This window comes from Sphingomonas sp. 7/4-4 (genome assembly GCF_027941955.1).
Classification (GTDB): Bacteria; Pseudomonadota; Alphaproteobacteria; order Sphingomonadales; family Sphingomonadaceae; genus Sphingomonas.
Genome location: NZ_CP115960.1, coordinates 1380520 through 1403084 on the forward strand (window position 1 = coordinate 1380520; position 22565 = coordinate 1403084).

Sequence of the window (22565 nt, forward strand, 5' to 3'; positions counted from 1 at the left end):
ACCCCTCGATCCCGACGCGGTGACCCCGATACATGCCGAGGGTGCCCGGCCGGGCCAGCATGATCTGCTGCGGATGGCGCGCCATGCCCGCGATTCACGCAAGCGCATCGAGCCGCTCTTTCCCAAGAATCTCTTTCGCGATTCGGCATGGGACATGCTGCTCGAGCTGTTCATCGCCACCGAGCAGAACGAGCGGTTATGCGTCAAGGACCTGATCCAATTATCCGGCGACAGCTCGACCAGCGCGATCCGGCGGATCGACCAGCTCGAAGGTACGGGTTTCCTGAGGCGGCAGGTCGACGGTGACGATCAGCGCCGGGTCTGGGTACGCCTCACCGAAAAGGGATATCAGGCCCTGGCGGCGATGCTCCACCATCTTTTCGATGTGGACGATCGCCTTCCCACTTCGGGACCTCGCTCATTCGCACCGGAAACAAGGGGTGATTTATCCGATAGTCGAGAGTGAGTGGTGGCTATCGACCGTCCTTGAACTGCACCGCGAAATAAGCGACCGTTCCGCCCGTCGGCGAAGGCACCATCGCGACGAGCACACCGCGCCCGTCGCGGCCGCGCCATGCCTGTGCGAGCTTCTTGCCGGGATCGGCGCCGGGCAATGCGACGGAGCCGGCGCCGCGCTGGCGTGCCAGATTGTCGATGCGCTTGGCGATCGCCACCCAGGGAACGTCCTTGCCCACCTGAAACAAGCGCTCGCTTTCTATCGCGGCGGCGCCCTTGGACACGTCCTGCACCAGCGCATGCAGTGCCTGCCGCTCCGCCGCGCTTGCCCCCGGTTGCGAGCCCGCAGGCGCCGGCAGCGACGCGATGTCGAAGCCGCGCACGAGGCCCAAAAAGGCGAACAGACTCAAGAGCAACGCTTTCAGCAACGGTTTCCTCTAAGCCCAGCGTGCCCGCATATCGCGGGCGGCTCAACCCTTTAGCGTGGCGCGGGCCCCACGGTGAAGGCCTCGGCGCCGCCGGTATCGGCCAGCGTGCGCAACGGCACTTCCATCGTCGGGGACGCGGTATCGTGCCCTCCCCTACGTTCATGTTGGTGCTCCACGGATTGCGCACCGTCACCATCCACTCGCCGTCGGCATTCTTGTGGACGCCCTCGACGGTATAGACATGGTTGTCGACCAAGCCGTCCTGCGTGCCTTCATTCCCGCGGATCTTGTCCCACAGGCTGCGATTCTCGGGGACGGTCCACAATGTCACCGGGCGATCGTTGGAGAGTGCGGCGTCGACCTGCCCCGCCATCCGGTCGAGCGCCGAATTCTCGCTTTCGAAAAAGCCCTCCGAATAACGGATCTCGTCGCCGCGATCGCCGGTGATCGCCTGCATCGCGTCCTGCGGCCAGCCGCCATTGGCGATGGCGTTATAGCCCTCGGTCAGGCCGTCCGCCGGGTTGCTGTCATGGATCTTCGCATAGGCAGTCTCGGCGACCGCCGGCCAGATCGGACCGTCGAGGCCGCTATTGTCGGCGGTCGAACCGCCCTGCCGCGCGAGATTGTCCTCCAGCTCGGCTTGGGTGACCTGCACCGACTGGGGATTGCCGTCTCCATCGTGCAGCGTGACCGTGAAATTGCCGGTCTTCGCGTCGAAGCTGATCATGTTGCGGATCGCATCGGGCTGCTGCCGCGCCACAGCGCCCAGCGTCGCGACGAAATAGCAGTCGCCGAGCGCGTCCTGGCGAATGTCCGCCGCCTGCGGGCCCTTGGCACCATAGAGGTCGGCAGCGTCGAAGCGAACCTCGGCGGCCTTGCCCGCCGCACCGGCTCCGTCGATCGGTATCCGCATCCCCGGTATCGAGACCGAACTGCCCGCGAGCAGCGAATCCAGATTGAAGCGGTTTGCAACACCTGCTGCGGCGCCTGCGGCCTCGAGCATGCCGACTCTCCCATTCTTGCGCGGAGCTATGCCTTGCATGCACGTGCGCCGCGATAATCGGATCGATTATGGCGTGCGCCGCCCCCGCGCGGCATCTCCTGCACATCCGATCGAAGGACGGCGCGCGATGCAGGTAAACAGAGCAGCCCCCGTTTCTAGCGCGTCGACTCCCCGTCGACGCCGCCCTCGGCATCGAGAGGCGCCGAGGCCTATCGTTCGGATTGGCAGTCGCCGAGTGTCACGCCGGCGCTGCACACGACGCCATCGGTATCCACCTCCCCCGGGCCGATGGCGTCGACTCCTCCAGCAGCGGGTCGCGAACGATCAGGGCGCGGTCGTCCCGTTTGCGCCCGGCGCACGCAATGCCTCCGACGCCCAGCCGGTGCATCTCGCGGCGCTGTCGCCGGTCACCGGCGCAACCGCCCCTTCCGAACCGCGCCTCGCGGCGAACGATGCGCCCGATCTCGCACAGGTCCACACCAACGCGCTGCTCGCCAAGGACGTCTATAACGACGTCCCCAGCCCCCTTCGGGCTATCGCGCCGCCAGCGACGCCGATCTGGCGCGCCTGGGGCTCACTTCGGAGATGCTCGAGCAACCCGGCGAAAGCAGCTTCCGCGCGCGCGTCTATGTCAGCGGCGAGGTCGGGCAGGAACGCTACACCGTCGTCTTCCGCGGCAGCCAGGCCGGCGACGACTGGAAGAGCAATGCCCAGCAGGGCTTCGGCTTCAATTCGACGCATTATGCCAATGCGCTCGAAATCGGGAAGAAGCTCGCGCGCACCGATGCCGACGTGACCCTTGTGGGCCATTCGCTCGGCGGCGGCCTCGCGGCGGAGGCGGCGATCGCATCGGGCCGTCCCGCCGATACCTTCAACGCCGCGGGCCTCCACCAGAACACGATCGAGAAGGCGCAGGCAGTCGCGCAGGCGAACGGCCGCGGCCTCTCGTCGATCAACAATTACCGCGTTCCCGGCGAGATACTGACCACGCTGCAGGAAGGCGGTGATCGCGCGATCGGTGCCGGGCTCGGCGGGCTGATCGGCGGCGGCGGTGCGATCGTCGGCGCGGCGGTGGTCGATTTGCCCGAGGCCTATGGCGCGCAGCACGACCTGCCCAATGTCCGCCCCGAAGGTGCGCACTGGTGGGATCTCGATCAACCCGGTCGATCGCCACAGCATGGACTGGGTACTCGCCGGAACGGCGGCACAAGCCGGCCGTTGAGCGGTTGACGCACCGCCTGCGATAGGAAGAAGGTGCGGCGTGTGCGAAAACTGTTCCTGCTCAGCCCCGCGCTCCTGCTCATGACGATGGGCTGCGAAAGCGATGCGCGCGCCGATTGCTTTGCGTCGGGCACCGAATTGCCTTCCCGCCGCGATACGCTGACCGACCAGCGGCTGGGCGCCGCCGCCCGCAATTTCGCGGAGGCTTTGTTCGACGGCGATATCGAGCGCGCGGCGCAATTGCTGCGCAGCGATCCCGGCCTGGCCCGCCGTCGCGTGGGTGCGCATTACGAGATGCTGTCGGTCGCGCTCGCGACATGCCGGGCCGACGCGGTCGATCTCCTCATCCGCAGCGGCACATTGCTGAACGGCGTCGAAGAGCGCGGGATCCCGCTCCGGCTCGCGTTGCGTGCGAAGGATCCCGATCTCGCGCACCGCCTGCTCACCGCGGGCGCTAGCCCCAACCCCGCCGGCAATCCCAGCGGCCCGTTGCGGACCGCGATCACGCTCAACTCGCTCGGCGCGGTGCGCATGCTGCTCGATTTCCGCGCCGATCCGAACGTGATGGAAGCGACCGGCAACCGCCCGCTCCACACGGCGCTCGACATGGAGCATTTCCGCATCGCCGAACTGCTGCTCGATCGCGGCGCCGATCCCTGGGCGATCGACAGCGGCGGCGCCAATCTCGGCAGCGCGGCAACGACGCGGATGCTCACCGAATCCGCGGAAGAGGCCGAGGCGCAGCGTCGATTGGCGGCGCGGCTGAAGAAGCTCGGCTGGCCGGAGCCCGCTCCTTCACCCCGCGAGGTGCGCGAAGCAGCGGCTGGCGGCAAGTGGCCGCCGGCGGCGGCGCGGGCTGCAGGCGCGCAGCAGGTGCCGCCTGCGGTGTTGGCGCTGATCAAATCAAACGCCGCGGTCGCGCGCTAAGTCCCAAAATCCCCGTTCGTGCTGAGCTTGTCGAAGCACCATCCCTGCTTTTGCGGGCCGCCAGCGAGAGAAGAACTGCCCTTCGACAAGCTCAGGGCGAACGGGCTGGTTAGTGCCTCAGGCGAAAGTCGCCTCGGTCGAGAGGCTGCCCAGCGCGATCCCCGCGCCTTCGAACTGCGCCTCCAGTTCATGCAAGGTGCCGTCATAAGGCGGCGCGCGATCGCCGAGCAGCAGCGCCACGTCGAGCGTGCCCGCGGCGTTGCGCACCAGCCGCGCCCCGGTGGCCGGCCAGGCCCGGTCGCCGAACGTCACCAGGATTTCCTTCGCGCCCTTGCCGTTCTCGCGCGTCCAGAGATCGGCGAGCATCTGTGCGAATGCACCGGGATCGACATGCGCGGCGGGTACCGCCGGCATCGCCATGGGCTGCGGCTGGGCATGGCCGGCAAAGCCGAACAGGCCGTCCTGCCGGTCGCGCGCCTCGCGCTCCTGGCGCAGCGCCGTGTCGCGCGAGATCGCCGAACGCCTCGCGCTGCTGGACGATCGTCTCGCCCCGGCGTTCGGGCTGCGCCAGTCCCTTCAGGGATTTATGCTGGACGGTGCCGGCCGGCTGCTCCTTTTCCGGCAATCGTGCCTTGGCCAGCGCCTCTTTCATCGCCCGGATATCGGTGGGCGTGGGCTGGGCGCGGGCCTGCACCGGACCCTGTGCCGGCTGGCGCACCGGCTGCGTGTTCGGGGAGCTGACGCGGGTCATGATCGCCTCCGTGCTTCCATATTATCGAGCGCGGTGCGCTCTTCCTGCCTTCGGGCCCAGCGCCGCACTGCCTGCCCGGCATGCTCGGCCAGCAGGTCGTGCCGGGCGCGGGCGAGGATCATCGCCTTGCGCCGTTCGGCCTCGGCCTCGACGGAAAGCCGCTCAGCCTCGCGCGCGTCGTTGAGCGCGCTGCGTGCCACCGAGCGCCGGAACTGGCTGCGGTCGACCATTGCGAGCAGCCGCTCGGCCTCGGCCGGGTCGGTCGTCAGATCCGCCCGCGCCTGCGCCATCGCGGCGTCCGCCACGTCGGCGGCCGCATCGGCTTCGGCGCGCTCGCGTTCGGCCGCTGCGGTCGCGGCCCGGGCTTCGGCCAGCGCGGCTGCGGCGCTCTGCATCCGTACCTCGCGCAATCGGACCAGGACCTGTGCCTGCCGCCGCTGATCGCCGCCGCGCATCAGCCGGCGACTCCGCGCAGCAGCATCAGCGAGGTCTGGAAGTCTTCCGGCCGATCGGTGTCCTGCCGCAGCAGCGTATCGATCTCCGGCTTGGCCGCGATCGCGCGATCGGCGAGCGGATCGGCGCCGGCGCGATACTCGCCGACCTGAACGAGGAATTCGATCTCCGCGTGCTTCGCCAGCAACGCCCTCACCCGTGTCGCCGCTTCGCGATGCGCCGGCGTCGCAAGCCGCGGGAACAGACGGCTGAGGCTCGCGAGCACGTCGATCGCCGGATAATGTCCCGCCGCGCCGAGTTTCCGGGACAGGATCACATGCCCGTCGAGGATGGAGCGCACTTCCTCGCCGATCGGATCGTCGCCTTCCTCGTCCTCGAGCAATACAGTGTAGATCCCGGTGATCGACCCGACCGCGTCGTTGCCCGCGCGCTCGAACAGGCGCGGCAGTTCGGCGAAGACCGAAGGCGGAAAACCCCGGCGCACCGGCGGCTCGCCCGCCGCAAGCCCGATCTCGCGGAGAGCGCGGGCGAAGCGCGTCACCGAATCCATCAGCAACAAGACGTTGCGCCCCTCGCTGCGGAAGCCTTCGGCGACGGCCGTCGCGTGATGCGCGGCGCGCACCCGCTCCATCGCCGCGCGATCCGATGTCGCGCAGACGATCACCGAGCGCGCCAGTCCCGCCTCGCCCAGCGCATCCTCGATGAACTCGCGCACTTCGCGGCCGCGCTCGCCGATCAGCGCGATGACGATCACATCGGCTTCGGCGAAACGCGCGAGCATGCCGAGCAGGGTCGACTTGCCGCCGCCCGCCGCCGCGAACACGCCGAGACGCTGGCCACGGCCCAGCGTCAGCAGCGTATCGATCGCGCGGACTCCGGTCGGCAGCGGCGCGTCGATCAGCGCGCGCTCCATCGGTTGAGGCGCGGGCGCATGCAGCGGACGGCGTTTGAGATCAGCGGGAAGCTCGCCCTTGCCGTCGATCGGGCGGCCACGGCCGTCGAGCACCCGGCCGAGCAGCCCCTCGCCCCACGGTACGAGATCCGCGCCGCTGCGCACGATCACTTCGGCATCGACCGAGAGCCCGCGCACATCGCCGAACGGCGTCAGGATCGTCGCCTGCCCCGCGATCCCGACCACCTCGACGGGCACCACCCGTCCCGTCGAAGGTTCGATCACTTCGCAGAAATCACCGACGCGCGGCGCGATCCCGGTCACCTTGAGCGTCGTGCCCAGCACTTCGACCAGCCGCCCGCGCCGCTCGACTGTCGGGCTGCGTTGGAGCCCGGCAAGCAATTGATCGACCGTGGTAAGGGGGCCGTCAGCCATGGAGCGCCTCGCCCCACATCCGCTCGATCTGCGCGAGCTGCGTATCGAGCCCGGCATGCGTTCGGCCGAGCGCAGTCTCGATCACGCAATCCTGATCCCCGAGCAGCGGATCGGCCTCGACGCTCAGCCCGGCGCGTCCGTTCAGCCGGGCGCGCACGACCTCCGCCGCGGCCGAGGCGACGCGCACCACCGCACCGCTGTCCGGCGCGAGCTGGGCTGCCGCGCGCTCGGCGAGGCCCGCCACCATCACGCCGTCGTCCAATTCGCCGGCGATCCGCCGGACCACTTCGAGCGCAAGCCGGGCGATGTCCTTCTGCCGCTCGCGCTGCAATTCGCTGTCGCGCATCGCGATGCGGAAAAGTTCAGCCTGTCGTTCAATCTCCCCCGCGGCCAGCCCCTGCTCGCGGCCCGCAGCGAAGCCTTCGGCATGCGCTGCCGCGCGCGCGGCGTGGATCGCTTCTTCCACACCCTGCCGCAAATCACCGGCTTCGGCGAGCAATGTGAGCGCGTCCTGCACCCGACCGACATCGGCGGCAGGCACCAGGGGATCGTCGGTGAGCGCAGTCGCCAGCCGGTCGGCGTGCAGCACGAGGAAGCTCATGCGCGCCCCGCCTCCACCGCCGCGGCGACGAAAGCGTCGAGCGCATCGCGCGGACAGGACAGCGCTAGATGGTCGGCACGCCACGGCAGATAGCCCCGCAGCGCCATCGGCAATTGCTCGCGCAGCAACGAGAAGCCGTAAATCTCGAGCTCGCCGGGCTCGAGCCGCCGCGCAGGCGCAGGCGGCACCGCGGGAACCGTCTCGATCGCCCAGTCGAGCAAATCCTCGCCGGCGACTTCGGCCAGCCCGCCCAGCCACGCGCCGTCGATCGAGCCTGCCAGCGCGTCACCCATCCACAGCAGTGCGACGCGCAGCGCGAGCTTGTGCTGCACCGCTGCCGGCAGCCGCAGCCAGTCCGGGGCGTCGGGCAAATCGGTGAAACACGCTACCGGATCGTCGCTCCCGCTCAGATGCTTCAGCAGCAAGGCCGCCCGGCGATATCCCGGCCCGCCTTCGACCGCGACGAGATCGTTTCCGATGGCCGCGAGAGTGGCGCGTTGCTCGAAGGCTCTCATGCGCCGCCCTCCCGCCGCGCCACTGCGGCACGACGCTGCTGCCAGCGCCGCAGGCTCGGATAGCCGAGCGCGGCGATCAGCAGCAGGAGCCCCGCGATCCCGACACCGATCAGATTGGCGTTGAGCATTTCTCCGCCGTCCTTGCGTGCGACGGTCGGCAGGGGTTGCGCCGGGAACGTCTCGACCGACACATTCTCGTACTTCAGCCCCTGCACCGAATTGACGACCAGCGCCTTCACCTTGCCGATCTGGGTGTCGATATTGGTCCCGGGGCGGTATTTGATGAAAACCGACGCGGAAGCGGGCTGCCCCGTTTCGGCGAGCGGCTGATTGTCGGGCAGCACGAGATGGACGCGCGCCTGCACCACGCCGTCGATCTCAGAGATAGTGTGCGACAGCTCCTGGCTCATGCCATAGACCAGCCGCGCCTTCTCCTCGGTGGGCGAGGAGACCAGCCCCTCGCGCTTGAACACCGTCCCCAGCGAGGCGAATTCCTCGCGGGGATAGCCCTGCGAATGGAGCACTTCGACCGCGCGGCTGAAATCGCCCTTCTCGGTCTGCAGCGTCCAGCCGTTTTCGCCAGCCTCATTCTTGGTGGCCTCGATCCCGGCGCTGTGAAGCACCGCGATCATCTCGTTGGCCTGCGTCTCGGTGAGCTTCGAATAGAGCTCGGCCCGCCCGCACGCGGCGAGCAGCAGGCAGAGCCCGATCAGAGCCGGGCGCATCTTTCGGGCAGACATGCCCATGTCAGTTCTCCGCGTGCGGCCCGGACAGATCGGGCCTCACGATTGCTGCCGGAACAGCTGCTGGATGCCGTCCGAGGTGCGGTTGGCGATGTTCGAGGTCAGCTGGCAGTGGAACATGAACTCGTGGCACTTCATGGTCAGGTCGACCACTTCACCCGGAGTCATTTCAGAACCGCTGGCCTGTGCCGACTTGGCGTATTCGGACACGCTCTTGGCTTCGCCGTTCACACGCTCGATCTGGCTGAACATCGCCTGCATCGCCGGCCCGAGCGCGTCCGCGCCGCCGACGCCACCATTCCCGATCGCGGACAGCGATCCCTGGAAGCTGGTGATGTCGGCGACCGACGCGTTCGGCCCCGCCTGGATGATGTCGGGCGGCGTGGGGGCGAAGGCGGAACTCGCCATCGCCCCCGCAATTGCTTCGATGGACATCGCCGCCCCCGTCAGTTCTTGCGGGCCATCGTCTCGAGCGCCTTGCCGACGCTGTCGATCGAGCTCGACGAGCTGTTCGCCATGAACGACATCCGCATCGATTCGGCGGTCAGCTTGGTGATCTGCGAGGGGTTGTCGCTGCCGTTATTGCCGACTTCGTTCGACATCGCCTCGATCCGCGTCGCCTGCTTGTCGAGGGTCTGCCCCAAGAATCCGCCAGTGCCTCAAACCAGGTGCCGGGCGCCGAGCCCTTGTTCATCCGGTTGCCGGTCAACGGCGAGATCGAGATGTTGGTAAGCCCGGTGGTGATCGTATTCGACATGATCCTACTCCTTCACGCTACAGATGGTCAGAACTTCAATTGCGTCTCCCGGCCGTTCTTCTCGAAGAACACCGTGTCTCCCTGGATGGTGATCAGGCGATGCCCGCTCGGCATGATCGCGCCGGAGAAATAGCGCGCTCCGTCAACGGTCTGGATGTACGCCGGGTCGCCCGCGACCACGGTCGAAACCCTCTTCGTCGCATCGGCGATCGTTCGGATCGGCGTGTCGTCGAGCGGCGGCAAGTCGTCGCGAAAAACCAGCCGGCCCAGTTGCTTGACGTCCGTGCGGATCGCCTGCGCAAGCTTGAGCCGCTGATCGCCGTTGAGCCGGGTGACCCGCAGTTCGACACCGGTGCGCGAGATCGGGCGGCCCGTCGCCTGAAGGCCGTGGATGCGGGCGACGTCCGCCGCCGCCTGGGCGAGTTCAGCGCTGGTCTGGACGTTGACCGCCGCATCGATCCCGTGGTCGCGCAGCGCCTCCTGTGCCTTCAGCCGCTCGGCATCGTTCGCAACCACGCCGCTGACGATCACGCCGCCGGTTGCAGCGTCGGTCGCCGTGGTGAGCGGTGCGAGGCCCGCAGAATCGAGGACATGATCGGCACGCGCCGCCGAATCGCCGCGCAGGCCCAGCGCGTCCATCGTCGGTACCGCCAGCGCCGCGCCGGCTGCCAGCGTCGCCACCGCGCCCACCGCCATCGCCCGTCGCCGCGTAAACCAGCCGCTGACCTGCTCGCCCGCCTTGCCCAGCAGCGCCATCGCCTCGTCCTGCGCCGAAGGCGGCGGCAGCGGCGGCGCGGGCGTGCTCCCCGCGATGCCGCTCGCTTCGGCCCAGCGCGCGCTTTCGGGATCGCCCCATGCCAGCGCGACGCCGCCGATCGAGAAGGGTACGTAAGCCGGGAGGATCGCAGTCTGCCCTTCGCCCACATGCGAGCCGAGCAGCAGCGCCTCTCCGGTCAGCACCGTGATCTGCGCTCCGCCCTCGCCATCGACCTGCAGATCGACGGCAATGCCCTTGGTCGCAGGATCGCGGATGACGACATCCTGCCAGAACTGATGGCCGATCGACACGGTTCCGCTCGCCGGCAGCTGCTTCTCGGTGCCGGCGAGCCGGCCGTTGAGCACGCGAAGAACGGAAGCGTCGATCATTGCGTCAGGTTTCCGCTGGACGGAACCGGGATCTTCGCCGGCGGCTGGTTGGCCGCGGGCGGCGGCGCACCGGGGGTCAACGCAGTCGCGCGCGAGGCAAGCGGCACGAGCCGCGGCGTGATCAGGAACAGCCGCTCGGTATGCCCGCGCTGCTTGGTGCGGAACTTGAACAATTCGCCCAGCAGCGGGATATCGCCGAGCAGCGGCACCTTGGTCTCGTCGTTGATGTCGGCGTCGATCGTCATGCCGCCGAGCAACAGGCTCTCGCCATCGAGCACCATGCCCTGCGTCGCGACGCTGGCGCGGTCGACCACCGGGATTCCTTCCACCGCCGAGATCGGGGCTGATGCTGCCGTCCTCGATATTGACCAACATGCGGATCCGCGTTTGGTCATGATCGCGGAAGACATGCGGATTGACGCGCAGCACGGTGCCGGCGGTCACGTTGAACAGGTCGACTTCCTCGCGCCCCGCGACCTTGACGTAGAAAGTGCGCGTGCGGTCGAACACTGCCTCCACATTCGAGAGCGTCATCACCTGCGGCCGCGAGACGATCCGTGCCGCGCCCTTGTTCTCGAGCGCGGTTACGCGGCCGAGGAACTCGCGCTGGCTGCCGATGATCGTCGAGATCGTCCCGCCCTGCCCCGAAGGCGTGATGTTGCTGACATTGTCGCGCCGGCTCATGCCCGGAATCCGCTGCAACCGGCCGTCGCTATCGGCATTACCGCTGCCGAACAGGGCGCCGAACCCACCGCTGCCGAAGCGCCAGTTGATGCCGAGCCTGCGCAGCTTGTCGACATTGATGTCGATGATCGTCGCCTCGAGCTCGACGATCTGCGGCTCGACGTCGAGCGCGCGAGATCAGCGAGTCATAAGCCGCCATCCGCTCGGGCACGTCGCGCACGACGATCGCGTTGAGATAGGCGCTGGGCTCGATCCGGACGACGTCCTGCGAGAGCGGCGCGGCGAGGCCCATGCCGTCGCCGCCGCCCAGCACTTCGGTCGCGGCATAATTGCCGCCGCCGATCGGCGTTTGCGATGCATCGGCCGGAACCGCGTCGAGCCCCTGCCCCTTGAGCCGCGGCTGGCTCTGCCGGACGAGGCGCGCACCGAGCGACGGCACGATCGCACTGCCGCCCGGCTTCTGATCGAGCACGAGGTTCTGGAGGATCGACGCCAGCCCGGGCACCCGAGTCTCGCGCCCGCCCGCAGTGATCAGCGTGTCCTCGGCGCGGGCATAGCGCAGATAGAAGACGCGGAATTCGATCGGCTGGCTGATCGGCCCGCGCGGTGCGTCGTAATAGCCGCCGCCGCGAGCGCCGCCATAAGCGCCACCGGGTGCGGCCGGCGCGCCGTCGGCAAGCGCCCCGTCGCCGCGCGCCATTCCGGCAACCTGCTCGATGAAGCGCGGCGTGCCGCTGACGACCAGGCCGTCGGTGGTGATGCGCAGCAGATTGCGCTGGTCGGGCAGCCGCTGCGCCCGCGCCTGGCGCGCGACGCGCTCGGCGGAGGCGCGGTCGAGCGGCAGATTCTGCACGCCGAGCTCGGTGGGCGCGTACACATAGATCGCCGCGCCGTCATAATAAGAGATCAGGTTGAAGGCCTTGGCGATATCGCCATAGATCTTCTCGACGCTCCCCTGGAACACGCCGTTGACCGTACCGGTCAGCTTGGCGCTCGGCACCACCGGGCGCCCCACCTTCCCGAACAGATCGCGCAGGAATGCGGCGATCGGCTGGTCGCGCGCGACGATCGAAACCTGGTTGCGGGTCTGCGCCGGCGGCGTCTGTGCACTGGCTGCCAACGGCACCGGCAGAGCGGCAGCAAAGGCCAACAGCATCGACGGGTTCTTATAAAGCTTCAAACAGCCCTCCGTTGTCATTCCGCCGCCAGCGCGGCCTGCATCTCTTCCGCCAAAGCCCCTGGCGGAAGACCGATCTGACCGACCATCTCGACAGAAATGGTCGGCGAGAGTTCATTGAAGGCGAGCACCGGCAGCTCGAACAGATCGGGTTCGATCAGCTTGCGGATCGAACGCCGCACCTCGAAAGACGTGACCAGCGCATTGGCGCCGGTTTCCGCCGCGGTGCGGCCGATCGTCGCGACCAATTCGCGTGCCACCTCGGGTTTCACTGCAAGCCGCTCGACGCCGTCGACCATGCGCGTGGCCTCGCGCACCAAGGTCTCGAGTTCCGGCGTCACTACGAGTGCGCGGATGCCCGCGCCCTGCGCGACCGCGTCGAGCAGATAGCGCTTGAGTGAAATGCGCGTGAGATCGGCGATCCGCGCGATCTCACGTTCCTGATTGGCCGCATCGGTGAGGCCTTCGAGCACGTCGCGCATGTTGCGCAGCGGCACCTCTTCCTCGGCCAGCCGGCGCAATACATCGGCGATGCGGGCGGCGGGAACGGCGCGCACCGCTTCCTTGACCACCTCGGGATAATCGTCGCCGACGCGGTTGAGCAGCCCCACCGCCTCCTGCACGCCGAGGAAGCGCGGCAGGTTGCGGCGGATCAGTACCTCGACTTCGCGGACCAAGGTTTCGACATCGCTTCCTCGCCGGCGCCGACCGAAAGCTCGAAGGCGAGCAACCGCCACGCGCGCGGACCTTCGGGAGCGAGGAAATGGATCGCCAGCCGCGGCAGGGGCACGCCGCTGCGATATTGCAGCCGTTCGAGCATGGCCGTGAGGCCGGCGGAAAGCGCCGCCTCCTCGTCGATCGGAGGCTGCGGCCCCGAGATCTGGAGCAGCAGCGGCACTACGGCCTTGGGTGCCTCGGGTTCGGCGAGCAAGGTCACCGGCCGCGGCGCCTCACGCCCGCCGGTGAGCAGTTTGCGCATCGGCCCCGAGTGGCGGACCATGTGCGGCTTCAAGCGCGGGTGCATCGCCGCGCCGGAGAACATCGACAGGAAGCCCAGCCCGATGAACACCGCGGCGGGGAAGCCGGGGATCAGCGCCATCAGGAAGCAGATCCCGCCCACCGCGAGCAGCACCCGCGGATTGGCGACGAGCTGACGGTGCATCGCCTGGCCGAGATTGGAGTCGGTCTCCTCGTCGGTCGAGCGCGTGACCATCAGGCCCGCGGCCATCGCGCCGAGCAGCGCGGGGATCTGCGCGACGAGCCCCTCGCCGATCGTCAGGATCGAATATTTGGAGGTCGCCGCGCCGATCTCCATGCCCTGCTGCATCACGCCGATGGCGAGGCCGCCGATCAGGTTGACGATGACGATGACGACCGAGGCGATCGCGTCGCCTTTCACGAACTTCATCGCACCGTCGAGGCTGCCGTGGAGCTTGCTCTCGAGCTCGAGCGTGCGGCGGCGGCGGCGCGCCTCGTCCTTGTCGATCAGCCCGGAGCGCAGGTCGCTGTCGATCGACAATTGCTTGCCCGGCATCGAATCGAGGCTGAACCGCGCCGCGACTTCGGCGACGCGCTCGGCGCCCTTGGCGATGACGATGAACTGGACGATCGTGATGATCAGGAACACGACGAGTCCGACAACGATGTTGCCGCCGGCGACCATCGTGCCGAAGGTCTGGATGATGTGCCCGGCATGTCCCTCGACGAGGATCATCCGCGTCGTCGCGATCGACAGCGCCAGCCGGAACAGCGTCGAGATCAGCAGGATCGAAGGGAAGGACGAAAAGTCCAGCGGCCCGCGGATGTAGAGCGTGGTCAGCAACAGCATCACGCCGAAGGTGATGTTCACGCCCACCAGCATGTCGATCATCAGGGTCGGCAGCGGCAGGATCATCAGCCCGACGATCGCCACCACGCCGACGATCAGGAACAGGTCCGCGATGCGCGCCGAGAGCGGCAGCGGCTTGGCTGCGTTGCTGCTGGCGAGATACCGCTCGACGCTCACGGTCTCAGCGCGCCCTGCCGAACTGTGCGGCCTGATACCGGCCCACGACCTTTTTCACATAGGCCTGCGTTTCGCGATAGCGCGGCACCTTGCGGCCCGCCTTGATCACCGCGCCGGGCCCGGCATTATAGGCGGCGACCACCAGCGGCACGTTGTTGCCGAGCTGGCCCTGCAACTGCTTGAGATACTTCGCGCCAGTGTGCATCGCCAGCACCGGATCGTCGAGCAGTGCATTCGGGTTGCGCACGCCGAGGCCGCGTGCGGTGGCCGGCATCACTTGCATCAGCCCCAGTGCGCCCTTGTTCGACACTGCCCGCTGGCGACCGGCGGACTCGGCGTTGACCATCGAGGCAAGCAGATGCGGATTGATGCGATAGCGATAGGCGACCGACGTGATCAGCGCGTCGTTGGCACCGCCGCCGCGAGTACGCACCGCGCGTGTCGCCAAAGCGAGCCGCTTCTGGAACCCCGGCATGCTCACGCTCACCGAACTGCGTTCCGGAAGGACGACCGAGTCGGGTTGGGCAGACGGAGTCTCGGCAGCCGGCGGGCCGCAGAAACGCAGTGCCTCGGTATATCGCGTGCCGATCGCCGCAGCGTCGCAAGTGCCCGCCTGTGCGGGAATTGCCGCCACGGCCGCACCCCCGAACGCGACGAGCTTCAACGCGAAGCCGAGCGACGAGGCAGAGCCTGAAAAGCGCATACACGATCCTCCCTGCAAGCCCATGAGGGGCTCTGCTGACGATCGTCTGGCTCGCATTGGGTCCTGCGATCCGGACCTTGATCCGGCTAGTAAAGGCTACGCCGATCGGCTGGTCCCGGACACCCCCGATTTCGTCAAGTCATCGCGGATTTTGCCCGACCCATCCCGGACAAATGGCGCTTCATCGCGTCCGCGCCTTTCGTATCGAATGCGAAACGGTCGGCAGAATGCCGTCCTAATCTAAGTGATTCGAGGCGGTTTAATTACCACTTTACTTCGCTTTAGTGACGACTCTGCACATGTCGCACCAGTTGACCCTGGCCCTCGCATTTGGGAAACAGGCGTTAGTTTGGCACGCAACAGGGTCCTGCGCTCCAACCACGAAGCATAGCTGCCGCGCCTCTTCGGGCGTGGTCTGCGAACGCATCCGGCGCTCTCCTCTCGTCCGTCGTTCGGGCGGGGCTCGAGTATGGCTGGAGGCGCGATTGGCCGAGAAGAACGAAGGCGGCGACAAGACCGAAAAGCCGACGCCCAAGCGGCTGGCCGACGCGCGCAAGAAAGGCGACATCGCCAAGTCGCGCGACATCACCGCGACCGCGACTCTGTTCGTCTGGCTGCTCGTCCTGCTGTTCGGCGCAGGCTATGCGGGAAACCAGGTCATCGCATTGTTCGACGAAGGCTTCGTGCTGATCGGCGGCAACACGCCATTCCCAACCGCTTTGTCGCAGCTCGGCTGGGGCGCGATCTGGGCATTGCTCGGCATCACCGCCGTCGCGCTGCTTCCCGCCGCGATCACCGGCGTGATGAGCGAATTCCTCCAGGCCGGCGGCGTGTTCACTACCGAGAAGATGAAGCCTACGCTCGACAAGATGAACCCGATCGAGGGTTTCAAGCGGATGTTCAGCGTCGACAATCTCGTCGAGCTGGCCAAGACGCTCGCCAAGGCCGCATTGATCGTGTTCGTCGTCTGGCTGGTGCTGCGCGGCTCGCTGGCCGAGATCATCGAACGCACCGGCCCGACCTTGCTGCCGGTGGCCGACACCGACGGGCGCGCCGCGGCCGCCTCGATCCTGGTCTTCACCGGCGCGCTGGTGCGCACCGCTTTGCTCTGGACCTTCGGCGTCTTCCTGCTCGTCGCGGTGCTCGACATGGCGTGGCAGAAGCACAGCTACACCAAGAAATTGCGGATGAGCATGCGCGACATCCGCGAGGAGTCGAAGGAGAACGAAGGCAATCCGCTCATCAAGTCGAGCCGGCGCCAGCTCCACGAGGAATGGGCCAACCAGAACGCGGTCGGCGCCACCCGCGACGCCAATGTCCTCGTTGTCAATCCGACGCACATCGCCATCGCACTTGCCTATGACGAAGCGAGCTGCCCGGTCCCGATGATGACCGCCAAGGGCGAAGGCCCGCTCGCCGCGGCGATGCGCGCCGCCGCGGAGGAAGCCGGCATCCCGATCATCCGCCACGTCCAAGTCGCGCGGAAACTCTATGAGGACGGCGCACCCGACGATCTCATCCCGCGCGACATGTTCGACGCGATTGCCCAAATCATCCTGTGGGCGAAGCGCGTCCGCGACGGCCAGCCCGCGCCCGATCTCACCGAACCCGAACTGACAAAACACGAACCGATGGGGCCGCATTGATGGATTCGACGATCGGCGCTGCGCTTTCCGGACTCCTCGGCACGATCATCGCGCTCGCGGTGGTGCTCGGGCTGGCATGGGTCAGCCTGCGCGCGCTGCGGCGCTGGCAGGACCGCGGGCTGGGCGGACGCGACGGCACGGCCGAGCGCCAGATCCGCTTCGTCCGCGCGCTTCCCGTCGGCCAGCGCGAACGGCTGGTGCTGGTCGAGGCCGAGGGCGAGCTGATGCTGGTCGGAGTCACGCCGGGATCGATCTCGCTGTTGCGCAACTGGGGGCGGTGAAGGATGCCGAAGCTGTGTCGTCGCCCGCGTCGGAGACGATCCAGTGAACGCGCAACCCGAACCGCTCCGTAACAATCTGCGCGCGATCGACCAGAATCGCGCACAGCTTCAGACCACGCTGATCGGCGCGCTCAACCGCCGGCTCATCGACGAGCTCCAGACCGGTGCCCGCATCGCCACCGAGCGCGACCGGCGCGCGGCGATCGCATGGATCCAGTTCCGCAGCGGCGAGCATCTCGTCCAGATCGCGCCCTTGCTGGTCGATGGTGCGCTCGCCCGCGTCTCGGGCGCGCAAGGCAGCGTCGACGCCGCCGCCGCCGCCGCGACCCTGGGCCGGATCGAGCCGCTGGTCGGCGCGCTGGAGTTGGTGCTCGGCTGCGAACTCCAGCCCGCGGGGCTGCACAAGAGCTATGCCGGCGATCCGGTTTTGCTGCGGCTCGACGCGACGACCGGCAGCGGCGCCATCCAGCATCGCCTGCTGCTCGCGGTCCCGCCCGAGATGGCGGTCGAGCCCCTCGCCGAGATCGAGCTCGCCGCCACGGCGATCGGCGGATTGAGGCTGCGCTGGACCGCACGTTTCGGCGGCCCCGCCATCCGCGCCGCGCGCATGGCGGCGATCGCGCCCGGCGATCTGCTGCTGCTCGGAACCGGTGCGCCGGTCGCGAAGTTGTCATTGCCGGGCCGCAACGATGCGCCACGCGCACGCATTGCTTTCAATAACGGGGTGCTGGTTTTGCAGGATGATGCCGCAATGGACGGATCGCAGGAGGCGTCCGCGCTTGCTTCGGCGGACGGCGAACCCGGCTGGGCCGATGTCCGGATTCCGACGACGATCGAGATCATCGGCGCGGGCATGACCGCCGCCGAGCTGGCGACGCTCGGCAAGGGTAGCGTGCTCCCCTTGCCTGCCAATGGCGGAACGCTGCCGGTGCGCCTGATCGCCGGCGAGCAATGTGTCGCCGAGGGCGAGCTCGTCGCGGTCGGCGAGGGCTTCGGCGTATTGGTCACCGGAGTCACTGCCGACGGGGAAGCGTGATGGAACTTTCGAGCTTCACGCCCGGCTCGGCGCTCGTCGTCGTCGTCGCGCTGGCGCTGGCGCCCTTCTTCGCGGTGATGGTGACCTCCTTCACCAAGATCGTCGTCACGCTGAGCCTGCTGCGTAATGCGCTCGGCCTCCAGCAGGTGCCGCCCAACATCGTCCTCAACGGCCTCGCGCTGATCCTGACGCTCTACGTCATGTATCCGGTCGGGCAGCAGATGCAGGATGCCATTGCCGCGCGGCAGGTCCAGGGCAGCGTGATGCAGTCCACGGCATCGATCTCGACTGCGATCGATGCCGGCAAGGAGCCGCTGCGCGAGTTCCTGATCAAGCACAGCGACCCCAACGAACGAACCTTCTTCCTGCGCACCGCGCAGCGCGTCGGCAATCCCGAGCACGCCAAGGAGATGACCGATCGCGACCTGATCATCGTCATCCCCGCGTTCGTGGTGAAAGAGCTGAGCCTGGCGTTCCAGATCGGCTTCCTGATCTTCCTGCCCTTCCTCGTCATCGATCTCGTCATCTCGAACATCCTGCTCGCGATGGGGATGATGATGCTCTCGCCCACCACGATATCTCTGCCCTTCAAGCTCTTGCTGTTCGTGCTCGTCGACGGCTGGGTGAAGCTCAGCCACGGGCTGGTGCTGTCCTATGCCTGAGGTGTCCCCATGAACGGCGACTTCATCAGCCTCACCAACGACGCGCTGTGGCTCGTGCTGATCCTCTCGGCGCCGCCGATCATCGTCGCCTCGGTGGCGGGGCTGCTCGTCGCCATCATCCAGGCCGCGACGCAGATTCAGGAACAGACGCTGCAATATACCGCCAAGTTCTTCGCGATCGTGCTCACCCTGTTCGTGACCGCGTCGCTGATCGGCGCGTCGCTCTATCGCTATAGCGACCGCATCTTCAGCGAATTCCCAGCGATGATCCGGCGGTGACCGGCTGGAGTGATCCGATGCTCCTGCTCGGCGTGGCGACTGCGCGGATCGCGGTCGCCTTCATGCTGATGCCGATCTTCTCGCCCGATCTGATCCCGGCGATGGTGCGCAACTCGATTCTCGTCTCGCTGGGCATCGTCTCGCTGACGCTCCAGCCCACGCTCGACGTATCGATGATGGGCCCGGGCCAATGGGGTGCGATGTTCGCCAAGGAAGTGTTCGTCGGCCTCGTCATCGGCTTCTTCTTCGGCTCGGTGCTCTGGGCGCTGGAGGCCGCCGGGCAGATCATCGACACCAAGGTCGGCGCAACGATGGCGCAGATCGTCGATCCGCTCTCGGGCCACCAGACCTCGCTAAACGGCGCGTTCCTCGGCCGGCTCGCCGGGATCGTCTTCATCTTCTCTGGCGGCCTCTCCTTGCTCGTCCATGTGCTGATGGAAAGCTATGCATTGTGGCCGGTCGCCGCGCCGATGCCCACGCTCGACGCGCGCGGCCTTGGACTGTTCGAGGCCGAGTTCGGCCGGCTGATGGTCCTCGCCACCTTGTTCGCCGCGCCGGTGCTGACGGTGCTCTTCCTGATCGATGTCGGGCTCGGGCTGATCAACCGCTTCGCCCAGCAGCTCAACGTGTTCACTTTGTCGATGTCGATCAAGGCGTTCGCCGCCACAGCGATCGTGCTGCTGCTGATCGGCTCGTTCATCGAGGCGATCACCCGTGACATCCTCAGCCGCCCGGACCTGATCCTGAACATCCTGCGCGGGCTGGCCCATTGAACGCCGCCGCCCCCGCCCCCGCCCCGATGACCGAGGACGAGCGCCTCGCCGCCATCGCCGAATTGCTGCGCAAGGCCGATGCGATGCCCGGCGCGCCCGAGCGCGTAGCCCTGGGCGAGCACATGATCGAAGCAGCGCGCGTGCCGAAGCGCCACCGCGAGGCGCTGTTGCGGCTCACCCCCACCGAAATCACCTGCATCCGCTTCCTCGGCTGGGGCCGCTCGAACGGCGACATCGCCACGCTGCTGCTGATGGCGGAAAATACCGTGCGAGTGCATTTGTCGAACGTCGCACGCAAGCTCGAGCTCGACGGGATGCGCGAGCTCGCGGCGCTGGCGGGGCTGCTTTTCTACCCTTCGGACTGAACCCTAATCGGATCGACTAGCCGTCCCTAGTCGTTTCGCGGAGAGCAACGCCCGAGGAAAAATGCTGAAAGGTGATGGTCGATCAGGAGCATCGGCACCTGACCATCCGGCGGCGGCGCCGCCCTCGTGAAGGAGTAATGCGATGTTTGGTGGCATTCTGAGCAGCGTTGTGAACCCGAGCAATCTGGCGATGCTCGCAATGGGTCCGGGCGGCTGGGCCGGGCTGGCGGCGAAGACGCTGATGTCGGCGGTCGGCCAGCAGATCATTCAGCAGCTCGGCGAAAAGCTGGGCCTGCCGCAGTCGACGATCGATCTCGCGCAGGGCGCCTTCTGCGCCTCTGTCGGCGACACCCGCGGCGCGACGCGCAATATCGGCGAAGTGGTCTCGGGCATCGCCGACCGCACCGGGGCCAGCCCGTTCGAGGCCGCCTCGGCCGAACGCGATCTGGGCAACATCATCGACAAGATGTCGACCAGCCTCGCCGAGAGCCGCGAAGCCAAGGAAGCCCGCGCGAGCGGCGGTGGCAAGAGCTGGCTGATGGCGATTGCCGAAGCGCTCGGCCGCACTTCTGACAAGCTCGCCAAGGAAATGGACGACATGAGCAAGACCCTCGGCGAGGGCGAGAACAAGTCGTCGCAGAACCTCAAGTTCGGCGCCAAGTCGCAGGAGTTCAGCCAGTTCTTCAGCTCGGCCAACACCGTGATCAAGACGCTGGGCGAAGCGCTTTCGCAGGGTGCGCGCAAGCAGTAATCCGCGCACTCATCACACTCTCTCACCCCGGGGTCCCGAGCCCCGGGGTGAGTATCTGTTTTGGGAGAATGTCGATGCGATTCCGGAACCGCCAAAGCCGCCTCGCCGCGCTTGTCCTGCTGCTCGCGGGGTTCGCCGCCCCGGCCGCGGCGCAGGAATTCAGCGCGATGGATATGACCGGAATGGGCATCTACGCGATGGAAGACAGCGTGATGGACGCGGCCGGGGAAAGCGTATCGAACAACCGGCGCGGCCATGCGCGGCAGGCTGTGCAGGCACCGGCGGTTCGGCTGACCTACACGCCATCGATGGAGCGGCGGCGCGCCAATTTCGCTCAGTTCGTCGCCAAGTCGCGCAAGAAGGATCCGAAGGGCGCGGCAATGCTCGAGAAGGAGCTCGCCTCCTCCGACGTGATCGCCAAGATGGGCCGCGAGCTCTCCGCCTTCGGGATGCGCACCGACAATGTCGGCGACGCTTATGCTGCGTGGTGGCTCAACGCCTGGCTCGCCTCGCGCCAGCGCACCGATACGCCGTCCGCCCGCCAGATCGCCGCGGTCCGCGAGCAGGCCGCGCAGGCGATGAAGTCGGTGCCAGAAATGGCCAACGCCAGCGACGCGGTGAAGCAGGAGATGGCCGAGGCCAATCTGGTCCAGGCCGCGTTGATCGGCGCCTATATGGAACATGCCAGGGGCAATCCGGGGCTTTCCAAACAGGTTGCTGCGGCAGTCCGCAAGGGCGCGCGCGCTTCGGGGCTCAACCTCGACGCGATGGAACTCACCGATGACGGGTTCGTGCCAGGCGGCGTCGGCGCCGTCGAAGACGAATCGGACGGGCAGGTCGCGAGTACACCGAAAGACAAGCCGCAGCTGGCGGCGGCGCGTGAAAAGGACGGCAACGACACGATCGTCTATGCCGTCGGCGCCGCCGCGGCCGCGGGACTGATCGGCGGCGTCTGGTTGGCGCGCGGTCGCAAGTCCGACATCGGCCGGCAGGGATAGTCGTTGCGATTATGGCGCGCGAGCCTTCCGCAGACCAGATAAGCGGGGAAGATGGAGGCGATTATGTCGATCGAGATCGGCGTGCGAATTCCAGGACCAATGCCGGCATCGACGTGGCCCTGGCCTCGCGTTCGCAGCAGAAGAACGACATGGCGGTGGAGAGCCAGCATGAAGCCGGCGACGTAGTGCGCGATGCAAACCGCGCCTCGCCGCTGTTGCAGGAAGGCCCGCTCGAACGATTGCTCGACACGCCCTCCCCGCTCGACCGGCTTTCGGAGGCGAGGAAGTGACATGCCGCCGGCCCGGCCGGACGCACATGGGAACAGGATCATGACCAGTATCGACCGTATCTCCGGGGCCTCACCCTCTCCCCCGCCAGCAGCGCGTCCACCGACGCGCGCGGTGCGGCGATCGAGACCATGGGTGAGATCGGTCACCGCGTCCTCGCCTGGGTCGATGCCGCCAGCCGCGGCAACGGTAGCGGCGCGCAGGCGTGGAGCCAGACCGCCGGCAACGGCAGCGGTTTCGCGCCCGACATGGGCGAGCTCGCCCGGCGCGGGGACGTTTACGGCCTGGGCGACCTGACGCGCGACCTCTCCGCGCGCTTCGGCGGCAGCCCCGCGCAGGAAGGCGAACTGCGCCGTGCGCTCGACGATTTCACGCGTCAGGCAGTGGTCCAGATCGCCGGCCTGTCAGGGGCGAGCGGCGACCAGCAGATCGGCGGCGTCCGTGCGGCACTCGACAGCGCGTCGCATGCCGATGCGCTCGGCGGTCTCGACGGCGTGATCGCGCACTTCGAAGCGGCGACCGCCGATCTCTCCGCGCAAAATCGCAGTTGAGGCGGAACCCGACGCGCCTTTGTGCGTGCTAGCGCCGT

At 67.5% G+C, this 22565-nt stretch carries 30 protein-coding genes and 2 pseudogenes; 14 read left to right on the plus strand and 18 right to left on the minus strand.

Going from position 1 to position 22565, the window contains the following annotated elements; translation table 11 throughout:
• The first annotated feature begins 19 nt into the window (after positions 1-19).
• A complete protein-coding gene (locus PIB19_RS06995) occupies positions 20-466 on the plus strand; it encodes a winged helix DNA-binding protein (RefSeq protein ID WP_271240210.1) in 447 nt (148 codons plus the stop codon).
• 7 nt (positions 467-473) lie between these two features.
• On the opposite strand, the gene PIB19_RS07000 is transcribed toward PIB19_RS06995, so the two are convergent.
• The 3 genes and pseudogenes from PIB19_RS07000 to PIB19_RS23555 all read right to left on the minus strand — a co-directional run.
• The gene (locus PIB19_RS07000) at positions 474-872 is read right to left on the minus strand and encodes a hypothetical protein (RefSeq protein WP_271240211.1); all 399 of its coding nucleotides are present in this window, start codon (positions 870-872) and stop codon (positions 474-476) included.
• A gap of 62 nt (positions 873-934) precedes the next feature.
• The gene (locus PIB19_RS07005; RefSeq protein ID WP_271240212.1) at positions 935-1060 is read right to left on the minus strand and encodes a hypothetical protein; all 126 of its coding nucleotides are present in this window, start codon (positions 1058-1060) and stop codon (positions 935-937) included.
• Between the two features lie 47 nt (positions 1061-1107).
• Positions 1108-1926 (minus strand): annotated as a pseudogene (locus tag PIB19_RS23555) (C2 family cysteine protease); the annotation flags it as partial.
• Positions 1927-2472: 546 nt separating this feature from the next.
• On the opposite strand from PIB19_RS23555, the gene PIB19_RS07015 reads away from it, so the two are divergent.
• Positions 2473-3117 (plus strand): Mbeg1-like protein, encoded by a 645-nt coding sequence (locus PIB19_RS07015; RefSeq protein WP_271240214.1) that lies wholly within the window; start codon positions 2473-2475, stop codon positions 3115-3117.
• Positions 3118-3141: 24 nt separating this feature from the next.
• On the plus strand, positions 3142-4035 hold the full coding sequence (locus PIB19_RS07020) for an ankyrin repeat domain-containing protein (RefSeq protein ID WP_271240215.1): 894 nt from the start codon (positions 3142-3144) through the stop codon (positions 4033-4035).
• Positions 4036-4152: 117 nt separating this feature from the next.
• Here PIB19_RS07020 and PIB19_RS07025 read toward each other — a convergent pair whose 3' ends face one another.
• The 15 genes and pseudogenes from PIB19_RS07025 to PIB19_RS07090 form a co-directional block, all read right to left on the minus strand.
• On the minus strand, positions 4153-4449 hold the full coding sequence (locus PIB19_RS07025) for a hypothetical protein (protein ID WP_271240216.1): 297 nt from the start codon (positions 4447-4449) through the stop codon (positions 4153-4155).
• Between the two features lie 333 nt (positions 4450-4782).
• Complete coding sequence (locus tag PIB19_RS07030) at positions 4783-5241, minus strand: hypothetical protein (protein WP_271240217.1); 459 nt, start codon at positions 5239-5241, stop codon at positions 4783-4785.
• Positions 5241-6566 carry a FliI/YscN family ATPase gene (locus PIB19_RS07035; RefSeq protein ID WP_271240218.1) on the minus strand — a complete coding sequence of 442 codons (1326 nt, stop codon included), beginning with the start codon at positions 6564-6566 and terminating at the stop codon, positions 5241-5243. Before PIB19_RS07035 ends, PIB19_RS07030 begins: the two co-directional genes overlap by 1 nt.
• Positions 6559-7167 carry a FliH/SctL family protein gene (locus PIB19_RS07040; RefSeq protein WP_271240219.1) on the minus strand — a complete coding sequence of 203 codons (609 nt, stop codon included), beginning with the start codon at positions 7165-7167 and terminating at the stop codon, positions 6559-6561. The genes PIB19_RS07035 and PIB19_RS07040 overlap by 8 nt, the downstream gene beginning before the upstream one ends.
• Positions 7164-7682 (minus strand): hypothetical protein, encoded by a 519-nt coding sequence (locus PIB19_RS07045; RefSeq protein WP_271240220.1) that lies wholly within the window; start codon positions 7680-7682, stop codon positions 7164-7166. Before PIB19_RS07045 ends, PIB19_RS07040 begins: the two co-directional genes overlap by 4 nt.
• A complete protein-coding gene (gene sctJ / locus PIB19_RS07050; RefSeq protein ID WP_271240221.1) occupies positions 7679-8428 on the minus strand; it encodes a type III secretion system inner membrane ring lipoprotein SctJ in 750 nt (249 codons plus the stop codon). The genes PIB19_RS07045 and sctJ overlap by 4 nt, the downstream gene beginning before the upstream one ends.
• Positions 8429-8464: 36 nt before the next feature.
• A complete protein-coding gene (locus PIB19_RS07055) occupies positions 8465-8860 on the minus strand; it encodes a hypothetical protein (RefSeq protein ID WP_271240222.1) in 396 nt (131 codons plus the stop codon).
• Positions 8861-8871: 11 nt separating this feature from the next.
• A complete protein-coding gene (locus tag PIB19_RS07060; RefSeq protein WP_271240223.1) occupies positions 8872-9069 on the minus strand; it encodes a hypothetical protein in 198 nt (65 codons plus the stop codon).
• Positions 9070-9209: 140 nt separating this feature from the next.
• Positions 9210-10328 carry a SctD/MshK family protein gene (locus PIB19_RS07065; RefSeq protein ID WP_271240224.1) on the minus strand — a complete coding sequence of 373 codons (1119 nt, stop codon included), beginning with the start codon at positions 10326-10328 and terminating at the stop codon, positions 9210-9212.
• Entirely contained in the window at positions 10325-10642 is a 318-nt protein-coding gene (locus PIB19_RS07070; RefSeq protein ID WP_271240225.1) for a hypothetical protein, read from the minus strand. Before PIB19_RS07070 ends, PIB19_RS07065 begins: the two co-directional genes overlap by 4 nt.
• A gap of 82 nt (positions 10643-10724) precedes the next feature.
• Positions 10725-11012, minus strand: a pseudogene (locus tag PIB19_RS23560) (hypothetical protein); the annotation flags it as partial.
• Positions 11013-11049: 37 nt separating this feature from the next.
• Positions 11050-12192: a secretin N-terminal domain-containing protein gene (locus PIB19_RS07075; RefSeq protein WP_271240226.1), complete on the minus strand. Its 1143-nt coding sequence runs from the start codon at positions 12190-12192 to the stop codon at positions 11050-11052.
• A gap of 14 nt (positions 12193-12206) precedes the next feature.
• Positions 12207-12866: an FHIPEP family type III secretion protein gene (locus PIB19_RS07080; protein ID WP_271240227.1), complete on the minus strand. Its 660-nt coding sequence runs from the start codon at positions 12864-12866 to the stop codon at positions 12207-12209.
• Positions 12842-14194 (minus strand): flagellar biosynthesis protein FlhA, encoded by a 1353-nt coding sequence (locus PIB19_RS07085; RefSeq protein WP_271240228.1) that lies wholly within the window; start codon positions 14192-14194, stop codon positions 12842-12844. Before PIB19_RS07085 ends, PIB19_RS07080 begins: the two co-directional genes overlap by 25 nt.
• Before the next feature lie 4 nt (positions 14195-14198).
• The gene (locus tag PIB19_RS07090; RefSeq protein WP_271240229.1) at positions 14199-14897 is read right to left on the minus strand and encodes a lytic transglycosylase domain-containing protein; all 699 of its coding nucleotides are present in this window, start codon (positions 14895-14897) and stop codon (positions 14199-14201) included.
• Between the two features lie 485 nt (positions 14898-15382).
• Here PIB19_RS07090 and PIB19_RS07095 point away from each other — a divergent pair, with 485 nt between their 5' ends.
• From PIB19_RS07095 to PIB19_RS07145, 11 genes are all read left to right on the plus strand, one after another.
• A complete protein-coding gene (locus tag PIB19_RS07095) occupies positions 15383-16543 on the plus strand; it encodes an EscU/YscU/HrcU family type III secretion system export apparatus switch protein (RefSeq protein WP_271240230.1) in 1161 nt (386 codons plus the stop codon).
• The gene (fliO, locus tag PIB19_RS07100; RefSeq protein ID WP_271240231.1) at positions 16543-16824 is read left to right on the plus strand and encodes a flagellar biosynthetic protein FliO; all 282 of its coding nucleotides are present in this window, start codon (positions 16543-16545) and stop codon (positions 16822-16824) included. Before PIB19_RS07095 ends, fliO begins: the two co-directional genes overlap by 1 nt.
• Positions 16825-16867: 43 nt before the next feature.
• Positions 16868-17860, plus strand: a complete 993-nt coding sequence (locus tag PIB19_RS07105; RefSeq protein ID WP_271240232.1) for a FliM/FliN family flagellar motor switch protein — start codon at positions 16868-16870, stop codon at positions 17858-17860.
• The gene (sctR, locus tag PIB19_RS07110; RefSeq protein ID WP_056611202.1) at positions 17860-18522 is read left to right on the plus strand and encodes a type III secretion system export apparatus subunit SctR; all 663 of its coding nucleotides are present in this window, start codon (positions 17860-17862) and stop codon (positions 18520-18522) included. The genes PIB19_RS07105 and sctR overlap by 1 nt, the downstream gene beginning before the upstream one ends.
• Before the next feature lie 9 nt (positions 18523-18531).
• On the plus strand, positions 18532-18801 hold the full coding sequence (sctS, locus tag PIB19_RS07115) for a type III secretion system export apparatus subunit SctS (protein ID WP_056611199.1): 270 nt from the start codon (positions 18532-18534) through the stop codon (positions 18799-18801).
• A 17-nt stretch (positions 18802-18818) separates the two neighbouring features.
• Entirely contained in the window at positions 18819-19574 is a 756-nt protein-coding gene (sctT, locus tag PIB19_RS07120) for a type III secretion system export apparatus subunit SctT (RefSeq protein ID WP_271240233.1), read from the plus strand.
• Positions 19571-19939 carry a helix-turn-helix domain-containing protein gene (locus PIB19_RS07125; RefSeq protein WP_025494935.1) on the plus strand — a complete coding sequence of 123 codons (369 nt, stop codon included), beginning with the start codon at positions 19571-19573 and terminating at the stop codon, positions 19937-19939. The genes sctT and PIB19_RS07125 overlap by 4 nt, the downstream gene beginning before the upstream one ends.
• A 142-nt stretch (positions 19940-20081) precedes the next feature.
• The gene (locus PIB19_RS07130) at positions 20082-20690 is read left to right on the plus strand and encodes a hypothetical protein (protein ID WP_271240234.1); all 609 of its coding nucleotides are present in this window, start codon (positions 20082-20084) and stop codon (positions 20688-20690) included.
• Between the two features lie 74 nt (positions 20691-20764).
• Positions 20765-21688: a DUF6683 family protein gene (locus PIB19_RS07135; RefSeq protein WP_271240235.1), complete on the plus strand. Its 924-nt coding sequence runs from the start codon at positions 20765-20767 to the stop codon at positions 21686-21688.
• 113 nt (positions 21689-21801) lie between these two features.
• Positions 21802-21978 (plus strand): hypothetical protein, encoded by a 177-nt coding sequence (locus tag PIB19_RS07140; protein ID WP_271240236.1) that lies wholly within the window; start codon positions 21802-21804, stop codon positions 21976-21978.
• 129 nt (positions 21979-22107) lie between these two features.
• Entirely contained in the window at positions 22108-22527 is a 420-nt protein-coding gene (locus tag PIB19_RS07145) for a hypothetical protein (protein ID WP_271240237.1), read from the plus strand.
• The last annotated feature ends 38 nt before the right edge of the window (positions 22528-22565 follow it).